The sequence below is a fragment of the Vibrio splendidus genome (genome assembly GCF_002873455.1).
Lineage (GTDB): Bacteria > Pseudomonadota > Gammaproteobacteria > Enterobacterales > Vibrionaceae > Vibrio > Vibrio splendidus_J.
In genome coordinates, this window is record NZ_MCUN01000022.1 from 52014 (window position 1) to 70052 (window position 18039).

Sequence of the window (18039 nt, forward strand, 5' to 3'; positions counted from 1 at the left end):
TTTGCATCATAGAGGATATCTTAATCAGTACAAACAGTTAATAAGATGAACAAGCTCTGACTTCCCCATAATACTCACTCATATCATCATCACTTCTCCTAAATAAAAGCTTGTGAAAGTCAGCACTCAAGAACGGATAAGTTATATAACCATTCACAAACCACTCAGTCTATTGAAATAAAAGTGCAATAAAATCAACACTTAAAAAGTTCCCTATTCACGAAAATGTAATTTTATAGAAATGAAAGCTTAATTTAGCTGCTCTAAATTAGCTTCATATCGAAACGGAGAGCACATTGCTCACGGATTTTAAAATACAAGGTAAGTGATTATGAAAAAGGCAGTTCTAGCTTCTGCAGTGGTAGCGGCACTAGTTTCAGGTTCATCTCTAGCAGCAACAGTTTACAGCTCTGATGGTACAGAACTTAAAATTGGCGGTCGTGCAGAATTCCGTGGTGATTTCATCGGGTCAGGCGGTAAAGAAATCGACGGAACCATGAAAAATAAAAGCCGTGTGCGTTTAAATGTTGGCGGTACTACTGAAATCACTAGCGATCTATCTGGTTTCGGTTTCTACGAAGCAGAACAAGGCGTAAATTCTTCAGCGGATAACGATGAAACAGATAACTTTAAACAACGTTACATGTACGCAGGCCTTGAAGGCAACTTTGGTGCTGTTTCAGTCGGTCGTCAAGATACAGCCGCAGCTCAAATCTCAGAAATGTCGGATGTTACTATCTACTCTGGTGACCAAAAAGCATTCATCAATGCAGGTGACGAGCAGATTAACAACACGTTTGTATACGCTTACAATGCAGACGCAATTTCTCTTAAAGCAAGTTTGATTGCTGGTGAGGATAAAGATACAGACGGTTACGGTATCTCTGGTATCTACACACTGCCAATGGGCTTAGGTTTTGGTCTTGGTTACTCAGGTAATGACAACGGTGCGGGTAACGGCTCTGCAACCGCTGTGATTGCTGGTATCAACTACAAAATGGATGCTTTATACCTAGGTGCTACCTACACAATGGGTGACCTTGACGACAAAGCTAAGACTGAGTTCTCTGGTGTAGAAGTTGCGGCTAAGTACAAATTAACAGATCAATTTGAATTGGCTGCTTTGTACCAAAAACAAGAAAAAGACGCGACACAGAACATCACTGTAGATACCGCTGATTTCTTCGAACTAACGGGTACATACAAGTTCAACAAGTCTATTCGTACGTACGTTGCTTACCAATTAAACAACCTAGACGATGTAAAAGTTGCGGGCCTAGAGACACAAAGCGAAGATTCTCTTCGTCTAGGTCTACGCTACGACTTCTAATCTAAATCGGCTTTAGATACAGACTAAAAGGTTGGGCAATGGCTCAACCTTTTTTATATTCAAATATTCTGACTAACTTCATCAATGCTTTTTCTGGTTAAGTGGTGCTAAATCCGTATCATAGGTGAACCACATCAAATAATTAGAAGCATCATGTCACAACACCATCCGATCCAAGGCGCTAGCTGGATGCTAACCGCAGGCCTAGCCTTTGCCGTCATTAACAGCCTAACTCAAATCGCTAGCATTCATTTCGGACTTACTTCTACTACCGTTGCCGTCATTCAATACGCCATTGCGTTGTTCGCTATTCTTCCTTATCTGAAAACGCTAGGTATTCGCCGCGCGCTAAAAACCGACAACCTCAAATTGCATGTATTCCGTGTGTTTTTATCGGTGATTGGTATTCAACTTTGGATATGGGCGCTGGCTTACCCTGTTCCTATTTGGCAAGGCATTGCCCTGCTCATGACGTCGCCACTGTTTGCAACCATAGGTTCAGGGCTTTTCCTTAAAGAGAAAGTTGGAGCTGCTCGCTGGGGCGCGACCTTAGCAGGTTTCGTGGGTGCGATGGTGATTCTAGAGCCGTGGGCTGAAGACTTTAACTGGGCAACGCTACTACCAATTGGTGCCGCTTTCTTTTGGGCATGCTACTCACTAATGGTGAAAAAGCTCTCTTCACAAGACAGTCCTTCAACCATGGTGGTCTACCTTTTACTATTGATTACGCCATTTAACATCCTACTTGCTGCGCCAGATTGGCAGACTCCAAGCGGCGGTACGATTTGGGCTATCTTAATTGTTATCGGTGTTATGACAGCACTTGCTCAATGGGCAATTGTAAAAGCCTACTCAGTTGCTGATGCTTCATTCGTGCAACCGTTTGACCACGCAAAATTACCGCTAAATGTCCTAGCGGGTTGGATTGTATTTAGCTGGGTTCCACCAGGTCGCTTATGGCTCGGAGCTGCTATTATTATTGCGTCAGTCGCATTTATAACGCACTGGGAAACCAAAAAGCCGTCAAAACTGAAGAAAGTTTAGGGTTAGTGAAATAAATAGTTCAACTGTCCGTTCTATATGGATAAGAGAATTCAAACGAGGCCGTAACCATGAAGAAACCAGTCAAGATTACACTATACCGTTGGGCAGGCAGCTGGGGTCCATTTAAAGTTAATATCCCATGTGGGGAATGTACCCTTACCAAAGACATTCTTAAGGATACTTTTGAGAATGAGTTGTCAGATGTTGATGTCGAACTGGAAGTGAAAGATTGGTTGTCTCACTGGTGGGAGCCTCTAAAGCTGGGCTCTTGGCATGCTCCGATCCTTGTTGTTGAAGGAAAAGTTGTAAGCCAAGGCGAAGCGCTCAACCGCGGTGTGTTAGTTCAATCCGTGATCAAAGAGTGGACCAAACGAGACAGCCTAAAAGGCAACATCGTTTATGGTAAAGCGACCTGCCCATTCTGCGTTAAAGCAAAGAAAATGCTTGATGAGGCGGGTGTTGAATACCAATACCACGATGTCGTAAAAGACAGCGCAGCTTTGTATCGCATGATTCCCGAGGTCAAAGCGCACATTGGTGAGAAAACACCGGTAACCGTTCCTCAGATCTGGCTCGATGGTAAATACATCGGTGGAGCAGACAACTTAGAAGCGTGGATGAAAGAGAATGGTTTAGATACCATTCCAAATAATGTTGTCGATCTGTCCAACCAATCGACAGGCTAAACTCACGCAGAGTTATAAATCCGATCGTGAATTAATCAGTTTTTTTGTGTCCATCCACAACAAAACGAGCGATGACTTTCATTAATCGCTAAAACGAAAAAGGCCTTAAACTTCATCGAGTTTAAGGCCTTTTAAAATTCCGTTTTAGAAAGTGCTTATTTAGCCATTTTCTTCATCATTCGTTTAAGGAATGATGCTTTTTTTTGCTTTGGCTTGCCATACAATGCTTCATGCATCATGTTTTTTGCTACCATTTGACCAAGGTATGCGTGGCCTAGTTCGTAATTCATGCTTATCTCCGCACATAATCAATTTTCTTATGCGCGGATTCTACACTTAAAACGCCCAAAAACAAGATCTAAATCACACTTTAATGCAAGGTATCTATCCGATTGCAAAATTCGTATTCTTGTCTTTGCGTAAATCAGCATTGTATCCTTATATCAATGAGTTAATGTTAAGCTCGTCTATCCTTGATTCACCATATCCATTTGCAATTCAAGACATTGGTTTAGACATTCATAAAAAAGCAGCTCAAGTGAGCTGCTTTTTAAATACTTAGCTTAGAAATATTGACCTTAAAAAGGACACTATTCGCTAGTGCCGAATAGCGAGTAACTAATATCTAATATCTAATATCTAATATCTAATATCTAGAAACTAAAACACTAGCTACGCTTTGGCTGTCTGTAAGTTTTACCCGCAATTTGGTATGTGTCTTTTTGCTTTAATTCGAACATCGTTTCAAAGAACCAAGCTGCAAATTTGATTAAGTCATCGCCTTCATTCATAACATGCTCGATGTACTCTTGCTCTTCGCCTTGTTCATTTTCTTGAAGCGTCACATGGTAAATACGCTTTTCGCCGTCAACTTCAGCTAACGCAAATTGGCCAGTCAATGATTCTGCAGCCTCAGCGACTTCAGTATCCTCGTTGGATTTCAATAGCTCGAGTGCTTGAGGCAAACCATCTAGAACACAAATCGCTTTTACCAGTACTTCAAATTCATTTTGCTGCATGTTTTACACCTATTAAATGGACCGAAGTATTGTAGGAAACCATCAACACAAATACAACGCCTTAACTAGAGTGTGCAAGTATAAAACCTATCTAGCTATATTCTACAGCTGCAGAGGCGATTTTTTTGTTAGCTCGACTTGAAGACCACAATACACAGCCCATGCCTGCACCAATTATCAGGTAGAACACGCCAAGCTGTAAGTGAGTCGTCACCCAGCTTTCCACTAAATATCCACCTAACAAGCCCGCCAAGCACATTTGAATTGAGCCCGACAATGCCGATACTGCGCCCGCTTGCTTCTTATGAGGTTCTAATAACATGCTGATCGATAGAGGGAACGATATACCTTGCGCTATCGCTAACCAAGTAAACGCCCAAACTAAGTTAAAGATGGATAACTCATGAGTGAGTAGCCAAGTTCCCGAGGCCAAAATAATCAAAATCGCAAGACTCATTAATTGCGGAGTACTAAACCTACGGTTGAACAAGTTCAAAGCCACGCTGCCTATCAATAAGCCAGCCGAAGGGACAATCATCAGAGAACCATATTCTGCGGCGGTCAACCCCAATTGATCTTGCATTAAGAATGGAAACAACGATAAAGACACCAAGCTCGCCATGTAACTCATCCAGTTATAACTGGCACTGGTCAACACTTGGCGGTTAGTCAACAAACGTCCGTAGTTCTTCACCACCTGGCAAGTATCAAAGCGACTCTTTCCATATGGCAGAGTTTCAGACAACACAAAGTAACCTAGCGTGAATATCGCCAGTAGGTACATCAAAACAAACAGGAACACCGCTTGCCAACCAAGGTGAAATGAAATCCAACCGCCAAACACGGGCGCAATGATCGGCATGATCGAAGCAGTGATCGAGATATAAGACAACGCTTTGGTTAGTTGAGGGCCATCATAACTGTCACGAAGCACACTTCGTCCGAGAACCGAAGCACTACCCGCTCCTAAACCTTGCAACAAGCGACCAATCTCAAGCGCCGTCATGTTGTCAGAAAACGCAACACAAACAATAGTACCAATCAAATAGACACCCTGACCTAACAAGAAGATAGGCCTTCTTCCCACTGCATCAGACATCGGTCCATAAAATAGCTGTGACAAGCCAAAACCTACAAGAAACAGTGTGACGAGAAGCTGTACATCTACCTGAGTCACATTTAAGTCAGAAGCAATTAAGGGCAATGATGGTAAATAGATACTCACACCTACCTGCCCCGTAGCAATAATCATCACAGCCAAGAGTAACGGTGTTTTTTTAAAGATCGATTGGCTCAAAAAATTCCCTATTCGTTTGATATTTGTTCATGATATAAGTTTATATTCAAAACCAGTAATTGATAATTAACCAAATTGGAATTTAATTAAGTCCTAACAGGAAATAATATGGATTGGATTCTCAACGTAAAGAGCTACGTTAGAGTGGTGGAAGAAGGCAGTTTCAATGGCGCCGCTCGCAAACTGAATACCACCAGTTCGGCGATCAGCAAAAGAGTGAACTGGTTAGAAGAGCGCATCGGAACTCAACTATTAAAGCGTACTACTCGCTCAATTAGCCAAACCGAAGCAGGCGCACTCTTTTACCTGCGAGCCAAAGATCAGCTCGATAACTGGCAGTCGATTATTGATGAGACTCGCTCAGTAAACCAAACACCAGCAGGCCTGCTAAAAATAGGGGCCACTATCGCTGTTGGCTCTAAGTTTTTAGTGCAATACATGGACGACTTTTTAGAAAAATACCCAGATATCAAGGTACAGCTCATCACCACCACGTCAGGCCAATTACCTGAACTTGGGTTGGATCTTGTGATCAGTAGAGAATTGGAACAGCTCAACTCTTTGAGCTTCAAGAAAACACCGCTGTTTGAACACAAGGCGAGTTTCTATGCTGCGCCGAGTTACCTCGCCAAACACGGCTACCCCACCTGTGAGCAAGACTTAGAGCAGCACAACTCTCTAATCTGGGGAGAACGCCCGACTCGAGAAGTGACACTCACCAAAGGTCAACGAATCACCCTGAACGGTAACTTTGCGACCACCAATCCAGAGGCCTTGTTTCATGCCGCAAAGAGAGGAATGGGCGTGTTGTTAACCATCAAAGCAATGATTAAAGAGGATCTGAAGCAAGGGACATTAGTTCCAGTTTTACCAAATATAACAGCTGATGAGGTGATGGTTTATGCGTACTACCCTAAGCTTGATTACTCACATACACGAACCAAGCTATTTTTGGATCACCTGAAAGATAGACTGGATAAAGAACGGGTCACTCAGGTTTTTGAATTAGATTCTGTGAAATAAGTCGCAATTTAATTTGAAAAATTATACAACACGGCCGATAATAAACTAGGCGCATATAAAAACAGATGCGTACAAACTAAACACACAGGCTTACACGCTGGATCTGGTTAACTAGGGATGGTGGCTATGACTCAACAAACGTACAACAATATGATAGACACTGAGCGTATAGGGCGTTTACTCAAGTTGGAAGGTATCGACCTTTTGGAATCAGCAGTGCTTACCTTGCACCAGATGTTCGATACCAAGCACACAAGTATCATTGAGAAAAAGTACTTCCCAGACCAAATTGTTCCTTTGGTCATTGCTCATTCTGATCACGTCTTGCATGACAGAATCAACCCTCGTCATGGGCAAATCTATCAGCAAGCCGTTAATCAAAACCACCCTGATTGCTCATTTTCTCAATACGTTGTCAAATCATTACCTACATCTGCCTTTCGGCAAGAGATTACCTCACAGAATTCCATTGCGATTCCTACGCGAACTCAAAGCGGCGAAGTCATGGGGGTACTATTTTCTACGTTTACTTCCCCACTGAGCAATGCTCAGCAACAAGAAGCGATTAAACATCATCAGCTTTTTTCGGATATCATCATCCACACCTTGCGTGAAATGTGGTTCAACGATCGCTCTGAACAACTGGTCAATCAACTCAGCTATGAGGTCTCACACGATAGTCTAACAGGGCTACTAAATCGAAGCTGCTTATCTGATAAGCTAGAATCAATCACTCAACAAAACTCAACACCGTTCACGTTAGCAATATTAGACATTAATAGTTTTAAAGCGATCAACGATCTTCACGGCAACTATATCGGAGACAAAGTACTGCAACATCTGGCTGAGATTTTGAGACGAACACTCCCAGAAAATAGCCTCACCTTTAGAACAGCAGGAAATGAGTTCGCCTTCATCACTTATTACGCCGACCCAACCGCTATTTGTGAGCAAATTGTCGCCAAAGTAAAACAAGGGTATAACAGTATTGATCTGAGGATCGATTTTGATATCAGCATAGGCATGGCAGGATCAACCGGAGACAACAAAGACGTTGAGCAAATCATCTTCAACACCAGCTTAGCGTTGAAAGAGTGTAAGCAATATTCGGGTACCCATATCAAATGCTATGACACCCACTTAAGAGCTCGTTATCAGAGAAAGACCGAGTTAGTTGCAGCCTTGAGAAGTGAACTTGAAACCTCTACCTCGCTGAACAGCGGAATGTATGTAGTCGTTCAACCGATTGTTGGTCAACAAGACAAATGCTGGAAGTATTTCGAAGTGCTCACTCGTTGGAAAACGAAAAAGCACGGTGACATATCCCCAGTTGAATTTATACAAGTAGCAGAAGAATCCGGGCTGATTGTAGAACTGGGTGAACGCATTATCGAACTGGTATGCAAAGCTAAAACGACATTAGAACAAGGCTTAGGATACAAGGTTAAGCTAGGTATAAACTGTTCCGCCCATGAGCTTACCGACTCTAAACGTTACATTTCATACCTCACTCGAACTATTGAACAGTATCACTTTGATGCAGATGAGTTTGTTATTGAGTTGACAGAAACCGTGTTGCTATCTCCAACTCAAGACACCAAAGACGCACTCAACTTTTTGAGAGAACAAGGCTTTACGATTGCGTTAGACGATTTCGGTACCGGTTACTCTAGCTTGAATTACATCCACAGCTACCCGATCGACTGCATTAAAATTGATGCAATTTTCATTCAAAATTTACTCACCAATTCGACATCAGAGAGCGTTGTTTGGTTGATCATCCAGTTAGCTCACCGACTCAACGTATCACTTGTCGCAGAGGGCGTGGAAAAGCGTGAACAGCTAGAGAAACTGCACGATATGGGATGCGACAAGATCCAAGGATACCTATACTCGCCACCTATGCGACCTGAGGCTATCGTGAGTTTAGTGACTCATTCAGAAACGCTCACTCAAAACCCATAAAAATTAAAAGCAGTAACCAGAACAAGATCTAAAAAGCCGCGAAGCATGACCTAAATACTTGAGTATTTAGAAAAGCTCTCGCGGCTTGATTAATCGGCCTCATTTAGAGAAACCCGTTAGCTGTTATTCGATTGCGTTTCTAATGCTTTCTTTAACAGCTTGTCAGCTTCATCTCTCGACGCGACGAACGTCGCTTTTTCCTTATTAGGCACTGAATCAGCCATCGGAATATTCGCTGTCATCGCGTTCACAGGACGACCACGTTCGATTAATTCATAGTGCAAGTGTGCCCCCGTCACTCGACCAGTTTTACCTGACAAGCCAATACGTTGACCACGAGATACCGTTTGCCCTTTACGAACTAGGATCTTACTCAAATGTAGATAACGCGTTTTGTAAGTGCTGCCGTGTTGAATAACCACGTAGTTACCGGCGTAAGGGTGCTTACGGGTCATGATCACTTTACCATCACCCGTTGCTTGTACTGGCGTACCAACCGGCGTCGCGAAATCTGTACCGTTGTGCGGTGAGACTCGACCTGTCACAGGGTGTAAGCGCTTAGGATTAAACTGAGAACTTTGGCGCCAACCACTGCTCACAGGGTAGCGTTGAAAAGCACGTTGTAAGCTATCGCCATTGGCATCGTAATATTGCCCATCAGTGTGTAAGTACGCAGAAACAACACGATTACGATTCATGATCTTAATCGCTTCAATTTCACGCTTGCCCGTTGCGACACCATCAACAAATTGTGCTTTCTGAAGCACTTCAAACTGATCGCCTGCGCGTAAGTCTCGGCTAAAGTTCAACTTGTCTTTAAGAAGCGTCACAATATGGTCAATCTCAAGACTATTCAGGCCAACCTTGTTCGCTGACATCGAGAAACTGCCTTGAATATCACCCACTAAAGGCTTTTGCTTCCATTCACCAGGAATAGAAATGTCTTCGAATTCGTAGCTGCCGTCGTCAAGCAGTCGATAAACTACTTTGTCTGCGACACTAAATTGAAGTTCCATTTTAGAAAGATCGCCCGTCGCTTCATCACGCCAAAAGCGTAATGTGTTACCCGGACGAAGCGTATCTAAAGCCAAGAAGTTCAAATCGGTTTCCATCACACTCATCATCGATTTATAAGAAAATCCAAGTTGAGTGAAGATGCTACTCAAGTTATCGCCAGATTGAATTTGATACTCAAATGTCGGTGGCTCAATAACGACAACAGAAGAAGGTGACAGAATTGACTCAATAACCGTTGAGTCTGGTAGATCAAGCTCGATCGTTTTCGTCAGATTTGATTGCGAAGATTGCAGAGCAACTCCAATCGCTGCAATAAGTGGCAGCCCTAAAATAGCTACTTTTTTTACAGGTGAAAGCTCAGCAAACGGAGAGGAAAATATTTTTGAATACACGGTAAACAAGTCTTTCTACGATATAAAGGCATAGGATATGCTTTTCAAACGCATAAATCATCATTGCATTGTCATAATATGATGTGAATCTGCCCAATTTGAACTAAGTCATTGAGCTACCGTAAATGAAGACCCACTTCACGATTAATAATATTAACCGCCAAATTTAAAAATAAAAAAGCAGAAACGGCTAGCTCCTGCTTTTTATTGGTTGGCGTTATTTCGTTTCGACTAATTAATAAACGAAGCGAATTAGTTATCAGCTATCAGAAAAAGACTAAGCGTTAACCGTCGATATCAAGCAGTTGTCTTCACCAAACTCATTAGGGATGTAACGATCAGCATTCGCATCGTTCACCCATTGTTGGTCATCAACTAAGTAGCGGAATTGAAACTCGCCACCTTTAGGTAGGCGAGTTTTAAACTTGTAAACCTTCCCTTTCGCCAGTTTTTTCATTGGCATAGCTTTCCAATCAAGAAAGTCAGCAACGATGGAGACTGAGTTCGCTTCTTGAGCTTCTAGCTCGAAGGTCACTTCAACTTCATCTTTTGTCTTAAAAAAGCGTTTATTAATCATTCGCAAGCTCCATTTGTAAAAGTAAGCAGACACAAAGCAAAGTGTGTCTAAATTTCATTCATCTAACTGAGATAATATGTAATTTGGCTCACATAAACAACAGATCCTTGCACTAACGAAAACGTTATTGCTTACCAATTGATTGCGTATCAAAAGAAAAGCTCATTAACACCTTTTCAGACGGTGCTTCTACAAATGATTGTTCCGCAGAATGCTGTGTAAAGCCGATAAAACCTTTCCCTGTAAGTTTACTATTTGTCGTACCTTCAACAGGCTGAGTCACATCTAAGGTTTGGATTTGCACGCGATCGCCCAGTAAAAGCTGATCGACCAACACGACACGGCTTCGCTGCTGGTCGTGTTTAAACAGACCAAGGTAATAGAATACGCCGCTACCTTGGTTCGATATCCACATTGGCGCAACAAAGAAACTCGCTTTGCCCAATGTCACTGCAGAAATACTTTTGGTGTCTACTGTCGCCACACCGCGTTCAACACCAGAATCATAGCGCCCAAACGCGATTGCTTTTGTCTCATCGACTTCATTTATAAAAGCGTAAGCGTTGGTCTCAGGGACTTTAATTGTCCATGGGTTGGTCGTCTTCAAATCAAAAACAGTTTCAACGACTGGGTCATAGCTGACTTGTGAAGAAGGAAACTTCGCCAAGATCTCTTCGTCACTTAAGCTAAAGCGATAGACACCTGCCAGTATCACCACGACTAGCATGACAATCGGAATCAGTAAGATCAGAGGTATAGGTAAGATTTTCTTTTTCATGAGCGATTATATTCTTTTATTTTCATCCAGTTGTGCAGACCATAAAGGGCTTTAGTATAATTATCAATACAGGGCTAATTGGAAGTGGAGCATGGATGGATATCAATCATATTAAAGATAGAAGTATCAGAAGTTGCGAATGCCGCTGCGGAGCAGTCAACCTAGTATGCAGAGGCAAGCCTCAACGAACCTCTGTATGCCATTGTTATGAATGTCAGAAACGCACCGGAAGTGTGTTCGGCGTTCAAGCTCGATACCCAATAGAACAAGTAACGCTAAGCGGCGAGGTCACCTCTTTTTCACGTATCAGCGATACTGGCAATGAAGTCACCTATCAGTTTTGTCCTAAGTGTGGCACCACCATGCTTTTACAGTCTGTAGCCGCAGCTGATTTTTATATCGTCCCGCTCGGATTATTTAAAGAACAAGACTTTCCGCTGCCAAGCTTTTCAGTCTACGAAGAACGCAAACACGGCTGGGTCAAATTCGACCATCAAATGAATCACTACAACTAGCTTGTTACTGACCGTTATCTTTATAAAGCAGCCGTATTAAAACAAACTGCAATACTGTTGCCTAAGATCAAATATCAATGCTCCGCAACGCTAGCGTATCTTTTCGCTAGCGTTATAATCTGCTCCTCTTTTTAACCCAGGGTGAACCACATGATTTCTAAGCTACCTCGTTGGGTTGAATACGGCGCCTTACTGTTAGCAGGCCTAGCTGGCAGCGTTAATGCTATCGGCTTACTCGGCTTCCAGCACCAAGCCATCTCCCACATATCCGGCACTATGTCTTTGTTGGGCAGCAGCCTGCTCACACCGACTTCTGCTTCTGTTCACCTCTTGTTGGTCGTCATGAGCTTTATGCTAGGAGCTGCATTCAGTGGATTCTTTATTGAAAACCAAGCACTGAAGCTAGGGCGCCGATATGGTGTTGCTTTGTGTATTGAAGGTGGGTTACTGTTTTTAGCGCTTTGGGCACTGTTACAGGGCTACACTTCAGGGCAATACTTCGCTTCAGCAGCATGTGGGCTACAGAACGCGATGATAACCACTTACAGTGGTGCGATCATCCGAACAACGCACATGAGCGGGATCATCACGGATCTTGGGATCATGATTGGCGCTCGCTTAAAGGGGATGCCTTTTGACCGTCGTAAAGCCAAATTGCTGATGTTCATTGTGGTTGGTTTTCTGTTTGGTGGTTTAAGCGGTGCTTGTCTGTTCCAGCGCTTTGAAATTTTGGCGCTGGCTTTCCCAGCCTCTTTCGCCTTCATTATCGCATTTAGCTACTGGCTCTACCTAACCTATCGAACTGAAACCCCAGTCAATTTATAAATATCTGGCAATATATTCTCAAACTACGTAACATCCGCAACACTTTATTCTAAACTCTTAATGAGTTGCAGAATAACCAGTGTGAATAGTTAACGATATTTGATGAATAGTATTGCAAGAACTATCAATACTGGGTAATCTTGCAGCCAGTGAGAAAATACGGATGTTTAGAGAATAAAAACGCCAAGGATGTGGCTTTTTTACATGTAGAAATACGAGAATAATTAACATGTCTAACAACACGAATACTGCTCAAACAGAGAAATCTAAAGGCAGTTTCTGGGTTTTCTTAATCCCATCTCTGATTGGTTTATTCCTTTTCATGGCACCAATCAGCTACCAGGGCGATCTAACGATCCCTGTCGCTATTCTAGCCAAATCAATTCAAGCGGTTTTCGGTGAGTCTCTAGTTGCTATTATCACTGCAATCGTTGCCTTCATGTCTGTAGCGTCCGTTTTAAGCACCATTTTCAAGCCTGCATTCATTACATCGAGTTCATTTCTAAACGGCCTTTTCAACCCATCTCCATTGTGGCTGCTGGTTCGTATGATTGGTGGTGCTGCTGCATTCATGGCTTTCTTCAAAGTCGGCCCTGAATTCATTTGGGAAGAGAACACTGGTGGCTTAGTTCTAGAAGGGCTATTACCGACTCTATTTTCAGTGTTTATCTTTGCTGGCTTGCTACTGCCACTGTTGCTTAACTTCGGTTTGTTAGAACTGTTCGGCACCTTGCTAAGCAAAGTAATGCGTCCAATATTCAATCTACCGGGCCGTAGTGCTATCGACTGTATGGCTTCTTGGTTAGGTGACGGCAGTGTCGGTATCTTGCTTACGAGCAAACAGTACGAGAAGAAATTCTACACTCAGCGTGAAGCAGCGGTTGTTGGTACAACTTTCTCTGCAGTTTCTATCACATTCAGCCTTGTGGTTATTGCTCAAGTAGAACTAGAGCACCTATTCTTGCCTTTTTACGCAGCAATCTGTTTAGCGGGTATTGTGGCCGCGGTAATCATTCCTCGCCTTCCACCACTAAGCATGAAGAAAGATACCTTCATTGATGGCAGCAAGCCGCACAAAGATGCTGATGCAATCCCAGCGGGTCACTCGACATTCTCTTGGGGTCTTGAGCTAGCGGTAAACAAAGCATCACAAGTTAAGTCAGCTAAATCTGTATTTGGTGAAGGCGTTCGCAACGCTGTCGATATGGTATTTGGTGTTCTGCCTGTGGTTATGGGTTTAGGTACGATGGCACTGGTTATCGCTGAATACACCTCTGTGTTCTCATTCCTTGGTCAGCCTTTCATTCCATTCCTAGAGCTACTTGGTGTACCTGAAGCAGTTGCAGCCTCGGAGACCATTGTGGTTGGTTTTGCGGATATGTTCATCCCGGCTATCCTTGCAGCTTCTATCGACAACGAGATGACTCGCTTTGTTATTGCAGCAATGTCGGTAACTCAATTAATCTACATGTCTGAAGTAGGTGCACTGCTTCTAGGCAGTAAGATTCCAGTGAATATCCTTGAACTGTTTGTTATCTTTATTCTGCGTACTTTAATTACGCTTCCAGTTATCGCTGGCGTAGCGCATCTAATATTCTAAATTAGACGCTACTTATATAACACCCTCTATTAAAGCCTCACTTTTGTGGGGCTTTTTATTTCCGTTAAACATATTCACCTTGTCACCCAAAACTCCACCAATATATAAAACCTGTAGTTCGCTTGATTTCATATCCATTTATCCTCCCATCGTTTTTTAATAGAAAACCACACACATAAACGTCTAATTAATAAATCATCAATACCTGCTGGCTCTTGGCTCGCGTGTATCTTCAACTCATTGAACCAAATACTAAAAGTAACGAATATGTAATTTAGTGAATTTTGTATTGTTTAGGTTGTTGTATTTTTGTAGTCTATTTTGTGAAATTACATTCAAGTAAATCCAAAACTCGTCGATATATATTATTACAAAAACAATATTTACTTTAATCTTCACAAAGCCAGTGAGAAGGGGAAAATTCAATGAAATTTAGCCATAAGGTGGTTGCTGCATCATCAGCCTTGCTGCTAGTGACAGTATCATTGCTTTCAATACAACAACTCTACACCGTAAGAAATGCTGTAGAAAACCACGTCAGTACGAGCCTGAAAGAAATGGTCGCTGGTGTTAAGAATACCGTGGTATCAGAGATAAATGCTAAGAAAGCATTGGCTCAATCGACAACTGAAGTCATCGAGATCAACCCAGAAGATCATACTTACGTAAAAACCATCCTAGAAAAGCCAAAGCTTAAAAACAGCTTCCTCGCGGTTGGTTTTGGCTATGAAGCAAACGGTTTCGTCATCGAAAATGATGACGGTTGGGAAGCTGGCCCTGATTACGACCCTCGAATTCGCCCTTGGTACATTGATGCAAAATCCAAAAACAGTTTAGTTGTTACAGCCCCTTATGTGGACGTATCAAGCAAAAAGGTCATTATCTCAGTCGGTACGCCAGTAAAAGACAACGGTCGTTTCACTGCCGGCATGTTCTACGACCTAGAACTCACAAACCTAGCGACACTAATAAACCAAGTAAACTTGTTTGACGCGGGTTATTTATTCCTCATCACCGATGATGGCACGACCATCGCCCACCCGAATGCTGATAACAATGGTGAAATGCTCTCAAGCTACTTGCCACAAGCAACCATTCGCGAAGGCTCTCAAGAAATTGAAATCGACGGTAAAATGTTCCTGGTGAACTTCACGCACATCCCAAGTGAAGACTGGTACATTGGTGCAATCCTTGATGAAGAGATTGCTTTCCAAACCGTTGAAGATCTGAAGAACAGCTCAATGATCTACTCGTTGATTGCAGTTATCCTCAGCATCATTGCTCTAACCGTTCTTATCCGCGTGTTAATGCGCCCACTTGATGTACTTAACCAAGCGATTCAAGATGTCGCGAGTGGCCAAGGTGACTTAACTAAGCGCCTAGATACCAATACAGACCAAGAGTTCTCTAACTTAGCGAAAGGCTTCAACACCTTTACCGAAAACCTGCAAAATCAAATCATTCAATCGAAAGCGATTGGTATAGAGATTAAGCGTGGTACAGAAATCACGGTGAAAGGCGCAGGCGAATCAGCGAACGCAATGAATACCCAACTGCAAGAACTTGAACAGTTAGCAACCGCAATGAACGAAATGGCAGTTACGGCAACAGAAGTAGCGAACAACGCTCAAGGCGCAGCAGCAGCAGCTCGTGAAGCTGACGAAGCAACGTTAGACGGGACATCTGTAGTCAGTGATACCACTCAAGCGATTGATAACCTTTCAGCACGTATCGACCAAGCGGTTGCAGAAGTACAAGTACTGGAATCAGCGACAGCAAACATCGAAACGATTCTTAAAGTGATCAACGATATTGCAGACCAAACTAACCTACTGGCATTGAACGCAGCGATTGAAGCGGCACGTGCTGGTGAATCTGGTCGTGGTTTCGCAGTCGTAGCCGACGAAGTTCGAACTCTGGCACAACGTACTCAAGAGTCAACCACTGAAATTCGCAATATGATCGAGCAGCTCCAAGCGGGTGCAAGCTCAGTATCTAACGCGATGAACCAAAGTAAAGACACAGCCACTGACGCCGTTGAACGTGCTCAGCAAGCAAATTCTTCACTTGACCGTATCCGTGACGCGATTCAACGTATCTCTGATATGAACATTCAGATTGCTTCTGCAGCAGAAGAGCAGAGTTTAGTTGCGGAAGAGATCAACAACAACACCGTTAAGATCAAAGACCTTTCAACACAGGTATCCAACGCGGCTCAAGAAGCAAACACGGCAATGCAGGTTCAAACTGACAATGTTCGCCAACAAGACGAGCTATTGAACAAGTTTACGGTTTAATCACCTGTTAGTTAAACTAACACTCTGTTTAGTAAGTAATAAACAGCTTCAAATAAAAAACCCCGCTTACTGATTGCCAGTAAGCGGGGTTTTCTTTTTAGTCTTATCTATTTTCTCACGCTGCGAGTTAACTCGTAACTGACTCGATCTCGTTGGTCGTCAACATCATGCACTGATTGGATTCAACCTGAATGGTTAAGTCCTTGCCAACACATTCAAATGCATCACCAGATAACAGATCCGTCACAGCGCCAGTCCAGTTTAATGAAGCTGTTTTGCTTCGTTTCGACTTATTGATCACCACAATGCCTTTGTCGCCACGGACAAATACCAGTAAATCATCATTCGCTTCAACCACACGCATCGCTTCGCCATGAACATGGTTATGAAATTGAATCATGCTTTTCATGTAAGGCGCTTGCCAATCGTTAAGCCAACGAGGCTGACCGCTTTGATCCAGAATACCACTGGTGCTAAGTTCACTGTAAACAAGCGGCACACCGCCGTCTCGGCCCAAAATAAAGGCGTGAGCCAGTCGTTCATCGACTTCATCCATCACATGTTCCAAAAACACCTCGTTGTTTGGAATATCATGAGTCACAGCAAACGTGATGGCTCGCATGTTAGATAATGCCTGACCAAAACAGTAAGGGTTGATCAGTGATTTAAAGCTGCCCTGCTCTTCAAAGGCTTTGAAGATGGTGTTAAACAGCGGGAAATCGTACGCCCCTAAACGAGTGTGTTTAAGGTAAGGCTCAAGGAACAGCTCGTACTCTTCTTCTGTCGCACCACCATCGGTAATAATCTCCCCGAAGATGTGCATGTTTTCGCAGATGTCATCAGTCCACACCTTACGTAGGTGTGCCAGTGTCATATGCTTCGCTGCGTCTATGCGAAACCCTTTCACACCAATCGCTTTCAAGGCTTTTAGGTAAGCTCTTTGTTGCGCTACCACATTGTCGTTATCTAATAGCGTTGGCAAGCCAGGATCGCTTGCTCCGCCAGTAATACGCCCGTTTTGCACTTCCCAAGTGTCTTTCCAGTTCTTGATACCAAACGCTTCTACAAAGTCGTTTTCATCAAATAAGGGTTTAGAAAGATCGCCAAACAAGCGTATGGATTCGTAATACTTAGAATCTTGTTGGTAAGACGCCATGTCTTGTTGATTGGGATATGTTAAATCACCACGGATACCCGATTCGTTAGCCATGTGATTAAACACAACGTCTACATAAGTTCGGATCCCATGCTCCTTCAACATCTTCACCATCGCAGTGAAATCTTGAGTGTCGCCAAGCTGATTATCGATAACACGATAATCTTGGGGTTGATAGCGCTGCCACCATTGGGTACCTGAATCTCGATCGCTACCTTTAGGGCCACGTAACGATTTCATCGCGGGTGATACTAAAACAGATTTATAACCCAACTCTTGGATTAGCGGGGCGTTCTTCATTACGTCAGCGTAGCACCAGTCAAAAGCATGCAATATGACATCTGTCGCTGGGTTGCTTAACATAGCTGAACTCTCCATGTTGTTCTCCTACCAAACTCGTTTACAGCTTTCTAGATAAAGACAAAGGCTAAAAGGCAAAGCTGCATAAATTTCCTTAAGAATGGCACTTATTATATGGTTTACTCATTAAGACCCCCTCATCCTCCCTCCGATTAGTC

17 protein-coding genes are annotated in these 18039 nt (G+C 43.0%); 9 read left to right on the forward strand and 8 right to left on the reverse strand.

What is annotated here, in order from left to right; genetic code table 11:
- The first annotated feature begins 331 nt into the window (after positions 1-331).
- The 3 genes from BCU75_RS17255 (at position 332) to BCU75_RS17265 (ending at position 3060) form a co-directional block, all read left to right on the forward strand.
- Positions 332-1330 carry a porin gene (locus BCU75_RS17255; RefSeq protein ID WP_102474562.1) on the forward strand — a complete coding sequence of 333 codons (999 nt, stop codon included), beginning with the start codon at positions 332-334 and terminating at the stop codon, positions 1328-1330.
- A gap of 153 nt (positions 1331-1483) precedes the next feature.
- On the forward strand, positions 1484-2374 hold the full coding sequence (locus tag BCU75_RS17260) for a DMT family transporter (RefSeq protein ID WP_017089881.1): 891 nt from the start codon (positions 1484-1486) through the stop codon (positions 2372-2374).
- 68 nt (positions 2375-2442) lie between these two features.
- The gene (locus BCU75_RS17265; protein ID WP_012600280.1) at positions 2443-3060 is read left to right on the forward strand and encodes a glutaredoxin domain-containing protein; all 618 of its coding nucleotides are present in this window, start codon (positions 2443-2445) and stop codon (positions 3058-3060) included.
- 155 nt (positions 3061-3215) lie between these two features.
- Here BCU75_RS17265 and BCU75_RS24715 read toward each other — a convergent pair whose 3' ends face one another.
- The 3 genes from BCU75_RS24715 to BCU75_RS17275 all read right to left on the reverse strand — a co-directional run bounded on the left by BCU75_RS24715 (position 3216) and on the right by BCU75_RS17275 (position 5376).
- On the reverse strand, positions 3216-3350 hold the full coding sequence (locus tag BCU75_RS24715; RefSeq protein WP_277868922.1) for a hypothetical protein: 135 nt from the start codon (positions 3348-3350) through the stop codon (positions 3216-3218).
- Positions 3351-3728: 378 nt separating this feature from the next.
- Positions 3729-4079, reverse strand: a complete 351-nt coding sequence (locus BCU75_RS17270; protein ID WP_017105643.1) for a hypothetical protein — start codon at positions 4077-4079, stop codon at positions 3729-3731.
- 91 nt (positions 4080-4170) lie between these two features.
- On the reverse strand, positions 4171-5376 hold the full coding sequence (locus BCU75_RS17275) for a multidrug effflux MFS transporter (protein WP_102474563.1): 1206 nt from the start codon (positions 5374-5376) through the stop codon (positions 4171-4173).
- Positions 5377-5484: 108 nt separating this feature from the next.
- Between BCU75_RS17275 and BCU75_RS17280 the strand changes: the two genes are divergently transcribed.
- Together BCU75_RS17280 and BCU75_RS17285 are read left to right on the forward strand one after the other, a co-directional pair.
- Positions 5485-6399 (forward strand): LysR family transcriptional regulator, encoded by a 915-nt coding sequence (locus BCU75_RS17280; protein WP_102465578.1) that lies wholly within the window; start codon positions 5485-5487, stop codon positions 6397-6399.
- A gap of 126 nt (positions 6400-6525) precedes the next feature.
- A complete protein-coding gene (locus BCU75_RS17285; RefSeq protein WP_102474564.1) occupies positions 6526-8364 on the forward strand; it encodes a putative bifunctional diguanylate cyclase/phosphodiesterase in 1839 nt (612 codons plus the stop codon).
- 116 nt (positions 8365-8480) lie between these two features.
- Here BCU75_RS17285 and BCU75_RS17290 read toward each other — a convergent pair whose 3' ends face one another.
- The 3 genes from BCU75_RS17290 to BCU75_RS17300 form a co-directional block, all read right to left on the reverse strand.
- A complete protein-coding gene (locus BCU75_RS17290) occupies positions 8481-9773 on the reverse strand; it encodes a peptidoglycan DD-metalloendopeptidase family protein (protein WP_102474565.1) in 1293 nt (430 codons plus the stop codon).
- Between the two features lie 277 nt (positions 9774-10050).
- Entirely contained in the window at positions 10051-10350 is a 300-nt protein-coding gene (locus BCU75_RS17295) for an isoamylase early set domain-containing protein (RefSeq protein ID WP_076674118.1), read from the reverse strand.
- Between the two features lie 124 nt (positions 10351-10474).
- A complete protein-coding gene (locus tag BCU75_RS17300) occupies positions 10475-11128 on the reverse strand; it encodes a hypothetical protein (RefSeq protein ID WP_102464759.1) in 654 nt (217 codons plus the stop codon).
- 32 nt (positions 11129-11160) lie between these two features.
- Between BCU75_RS17300 and BCU75_RS17305 the strand changes: the two genes are divergently transcribed.
- From BCU75_RS17305 to BCU75_RS17315, 3 genes are all read left to right on the forward strand, one after another.
- Positions 11161-11643 (forward strand): GFA family protein, encoded by a 483-nt coding sequence (locus tag BCU75_RS17305; protein WP_198593433.1) that lies wholly within the window; start codon positions 11161-11163, stop codon positions 11641-11643.
- 150 nt (positions 11644-11793) lie between these two features.
- The gene (locus BCU75_RS17310) at positions 11794-12468 is read left to right on the forward strand and encodes a YoaK family protein (RefSeq protein ID WP_076674112.1); all 675 of its coding nucleotides are present in this window, start codon (positions 11794-11796) and stop codon (positions 12466-12468) included.
- 229 nt (positions 12469-12697) lie between these two features.
- Positions 12698-14068: a YjiH family protein gene (locus tag BCU75_RS17315; protein ID WP_102474566.1), complete on the forward strand. Its 1371-nt coding sequence runs from the start codon at positions 12698-12700 to the stop codon at positions 14066-14068.
- A 12-nt stretch (positions 14069-14080) separates the two neighbouring features.
- Here BCU75_RS17315 and BCU75_RS24720 read toward each other — a convergent pair whose 3' ends face one another.
- Entirely contained in the window at positions 14081-14206 is a 126-nt protein-coding gene (locus tag BCU75_RS24720; RefSeq protein WP_277868923.1) for a hypothetical protein, read from the reverse strand.
- A 287-nt stretch (positions 14207-14493) separates the two neighbouring features.
- On the opposite strand from BCU75_RS24720, the gene BCU75_RS17320 reads away from it, so the two are divergent.
- Complete coding sequence (locus BCU75_RS17320; RefSeq protein WP_102474567.1) at positions 14494-16365, forward strand: methyl-accepting chemotaxis protein; 1872 nt, start codon at positions 14494-14496, stop codon at positions 16363-16365.
- Positions 16366-16492: 127 nt separating this feature from the next.
- On the opposite strand, the gene BCU75_RS17325 is transcribed toward BCU75_RS17320, so the two are convergent.
- Entirely contained in the window at positions 16493-17899 is a 1407-nt protein-coding gene (locus BCU75_RS17325; RefSeq protein ID WP_102474568.1) for an alpha-amylase family glycosyl hydrolase, read from the reverse strand.
- Positions 17900-18039 lie beyond the last annotated feature (140 nt).

What these genes read in the sequence shown, in the direction of transcription:
- BCU75_RS17295 (WP_076674118.1), bottom strand. Translation starts at nt 10,350, where the DNA reads ATGATTAATAAACGCTTTTTTAAGACAAAAGATGAAGTTGAAGTGACC.
- BCU75_RS24715 (WP_277868922.1), bottom strand. Translation starts at nt 3,350, where the DNA reads ATGAATTACGAACTAGGCCACGCATACCTTGGTCAAATGGTAGCAAAA.
- BCU75_RS17270 (WP_017105643.1), bottom strand. Translation starts at nt 4,079, where the DNA reads ATGCAGCAAAATGAATTTGAAGTACTGGTAAAAGCGATTTGTGTTCTA.
- BCU75_RS17255 (WP_102474562.1), top strand. Translation starts at nt 332, where the DNA reads ATGAAAAAGGCAGTTCTAGCTTCTGCAGTGGTAGCGGCACTAGTTTCA.
- BCU75_RS17310 (WP_076674112.1), top strand. Translation starts at nt 11,794, where the DNA reads ATGATTTCTAAGCTACCTCGTTGGGTTGAATACGGCGCCTTACTGTTA.
- BCU75_RS17300 (WP_102464759.1), bottom strand. Translation starts at nt 11,128, where the DNA reads ATGAAAAAGAAAATCTTACCTATACCTCTGATCTTACTGATTCCGATT.
- BCU75_RS17285 (WP_102474564.1), top strand. Translation starts at nt 6,526, where the DNA reads ATGACTCAACAAACGTACAACAATATGATAGACACTGAGCGTATAGGG.
- BCU75_RS17280 (WP_102465578.1), top strand. Translation starts at nt 5,485, where the DNA reads ATGGATTGGATTCTCAACGTAAAGAGCTACGTTAGAGTGGTGGAAGAA.
- BCU75_RS17315 (WP_102474566.1), top strand. Translation starts at nt 12,698, where the DNA reads ATGTCTAACAACACGAATACTGCTCAAACAGAGAAATCTAAAGGCAGT.
- BCU75_RS17325 (WP_102474568.1), bottom strand. Translation starts at nt 17,899, where the DNA reads ATGGAGAGTTCAGCTATGTTAAGCAACCCAGCGACAGATGTCATATTG.
- BCU75_RS17320 (WP_102474567.1), top strand. Translation starts at nt 14,494, where the DNA reads ATGAAATTTAGCCATAAGGTGGTTGCTGCATCATCAGCCTTGCTGCTA.
- BCU75_RS17260 (WP_017089881.1), top strand. Translation starts at nt 1,484, where the DNA reads ATGTCACAACACCATCCGATCCAAGGCGCTAGCTGGATGCTAACCGCA.
- BCU75_RS24720 (WP_277868923.1), bottom strand. Translation starts at nt 14,206, where the DNA reads ATGGATATGAAATCAAGCGAACTACAGGTTTTATATATTGGTGGAGTT.
- BCU75_RS17265 (WP_012600280.1), top strand. Translation starts at nt 2,443, where the DNA reads ATGAAGAAACCAGTCAAGATTACACTATACCGTTGGGCAGGCAGCTGG.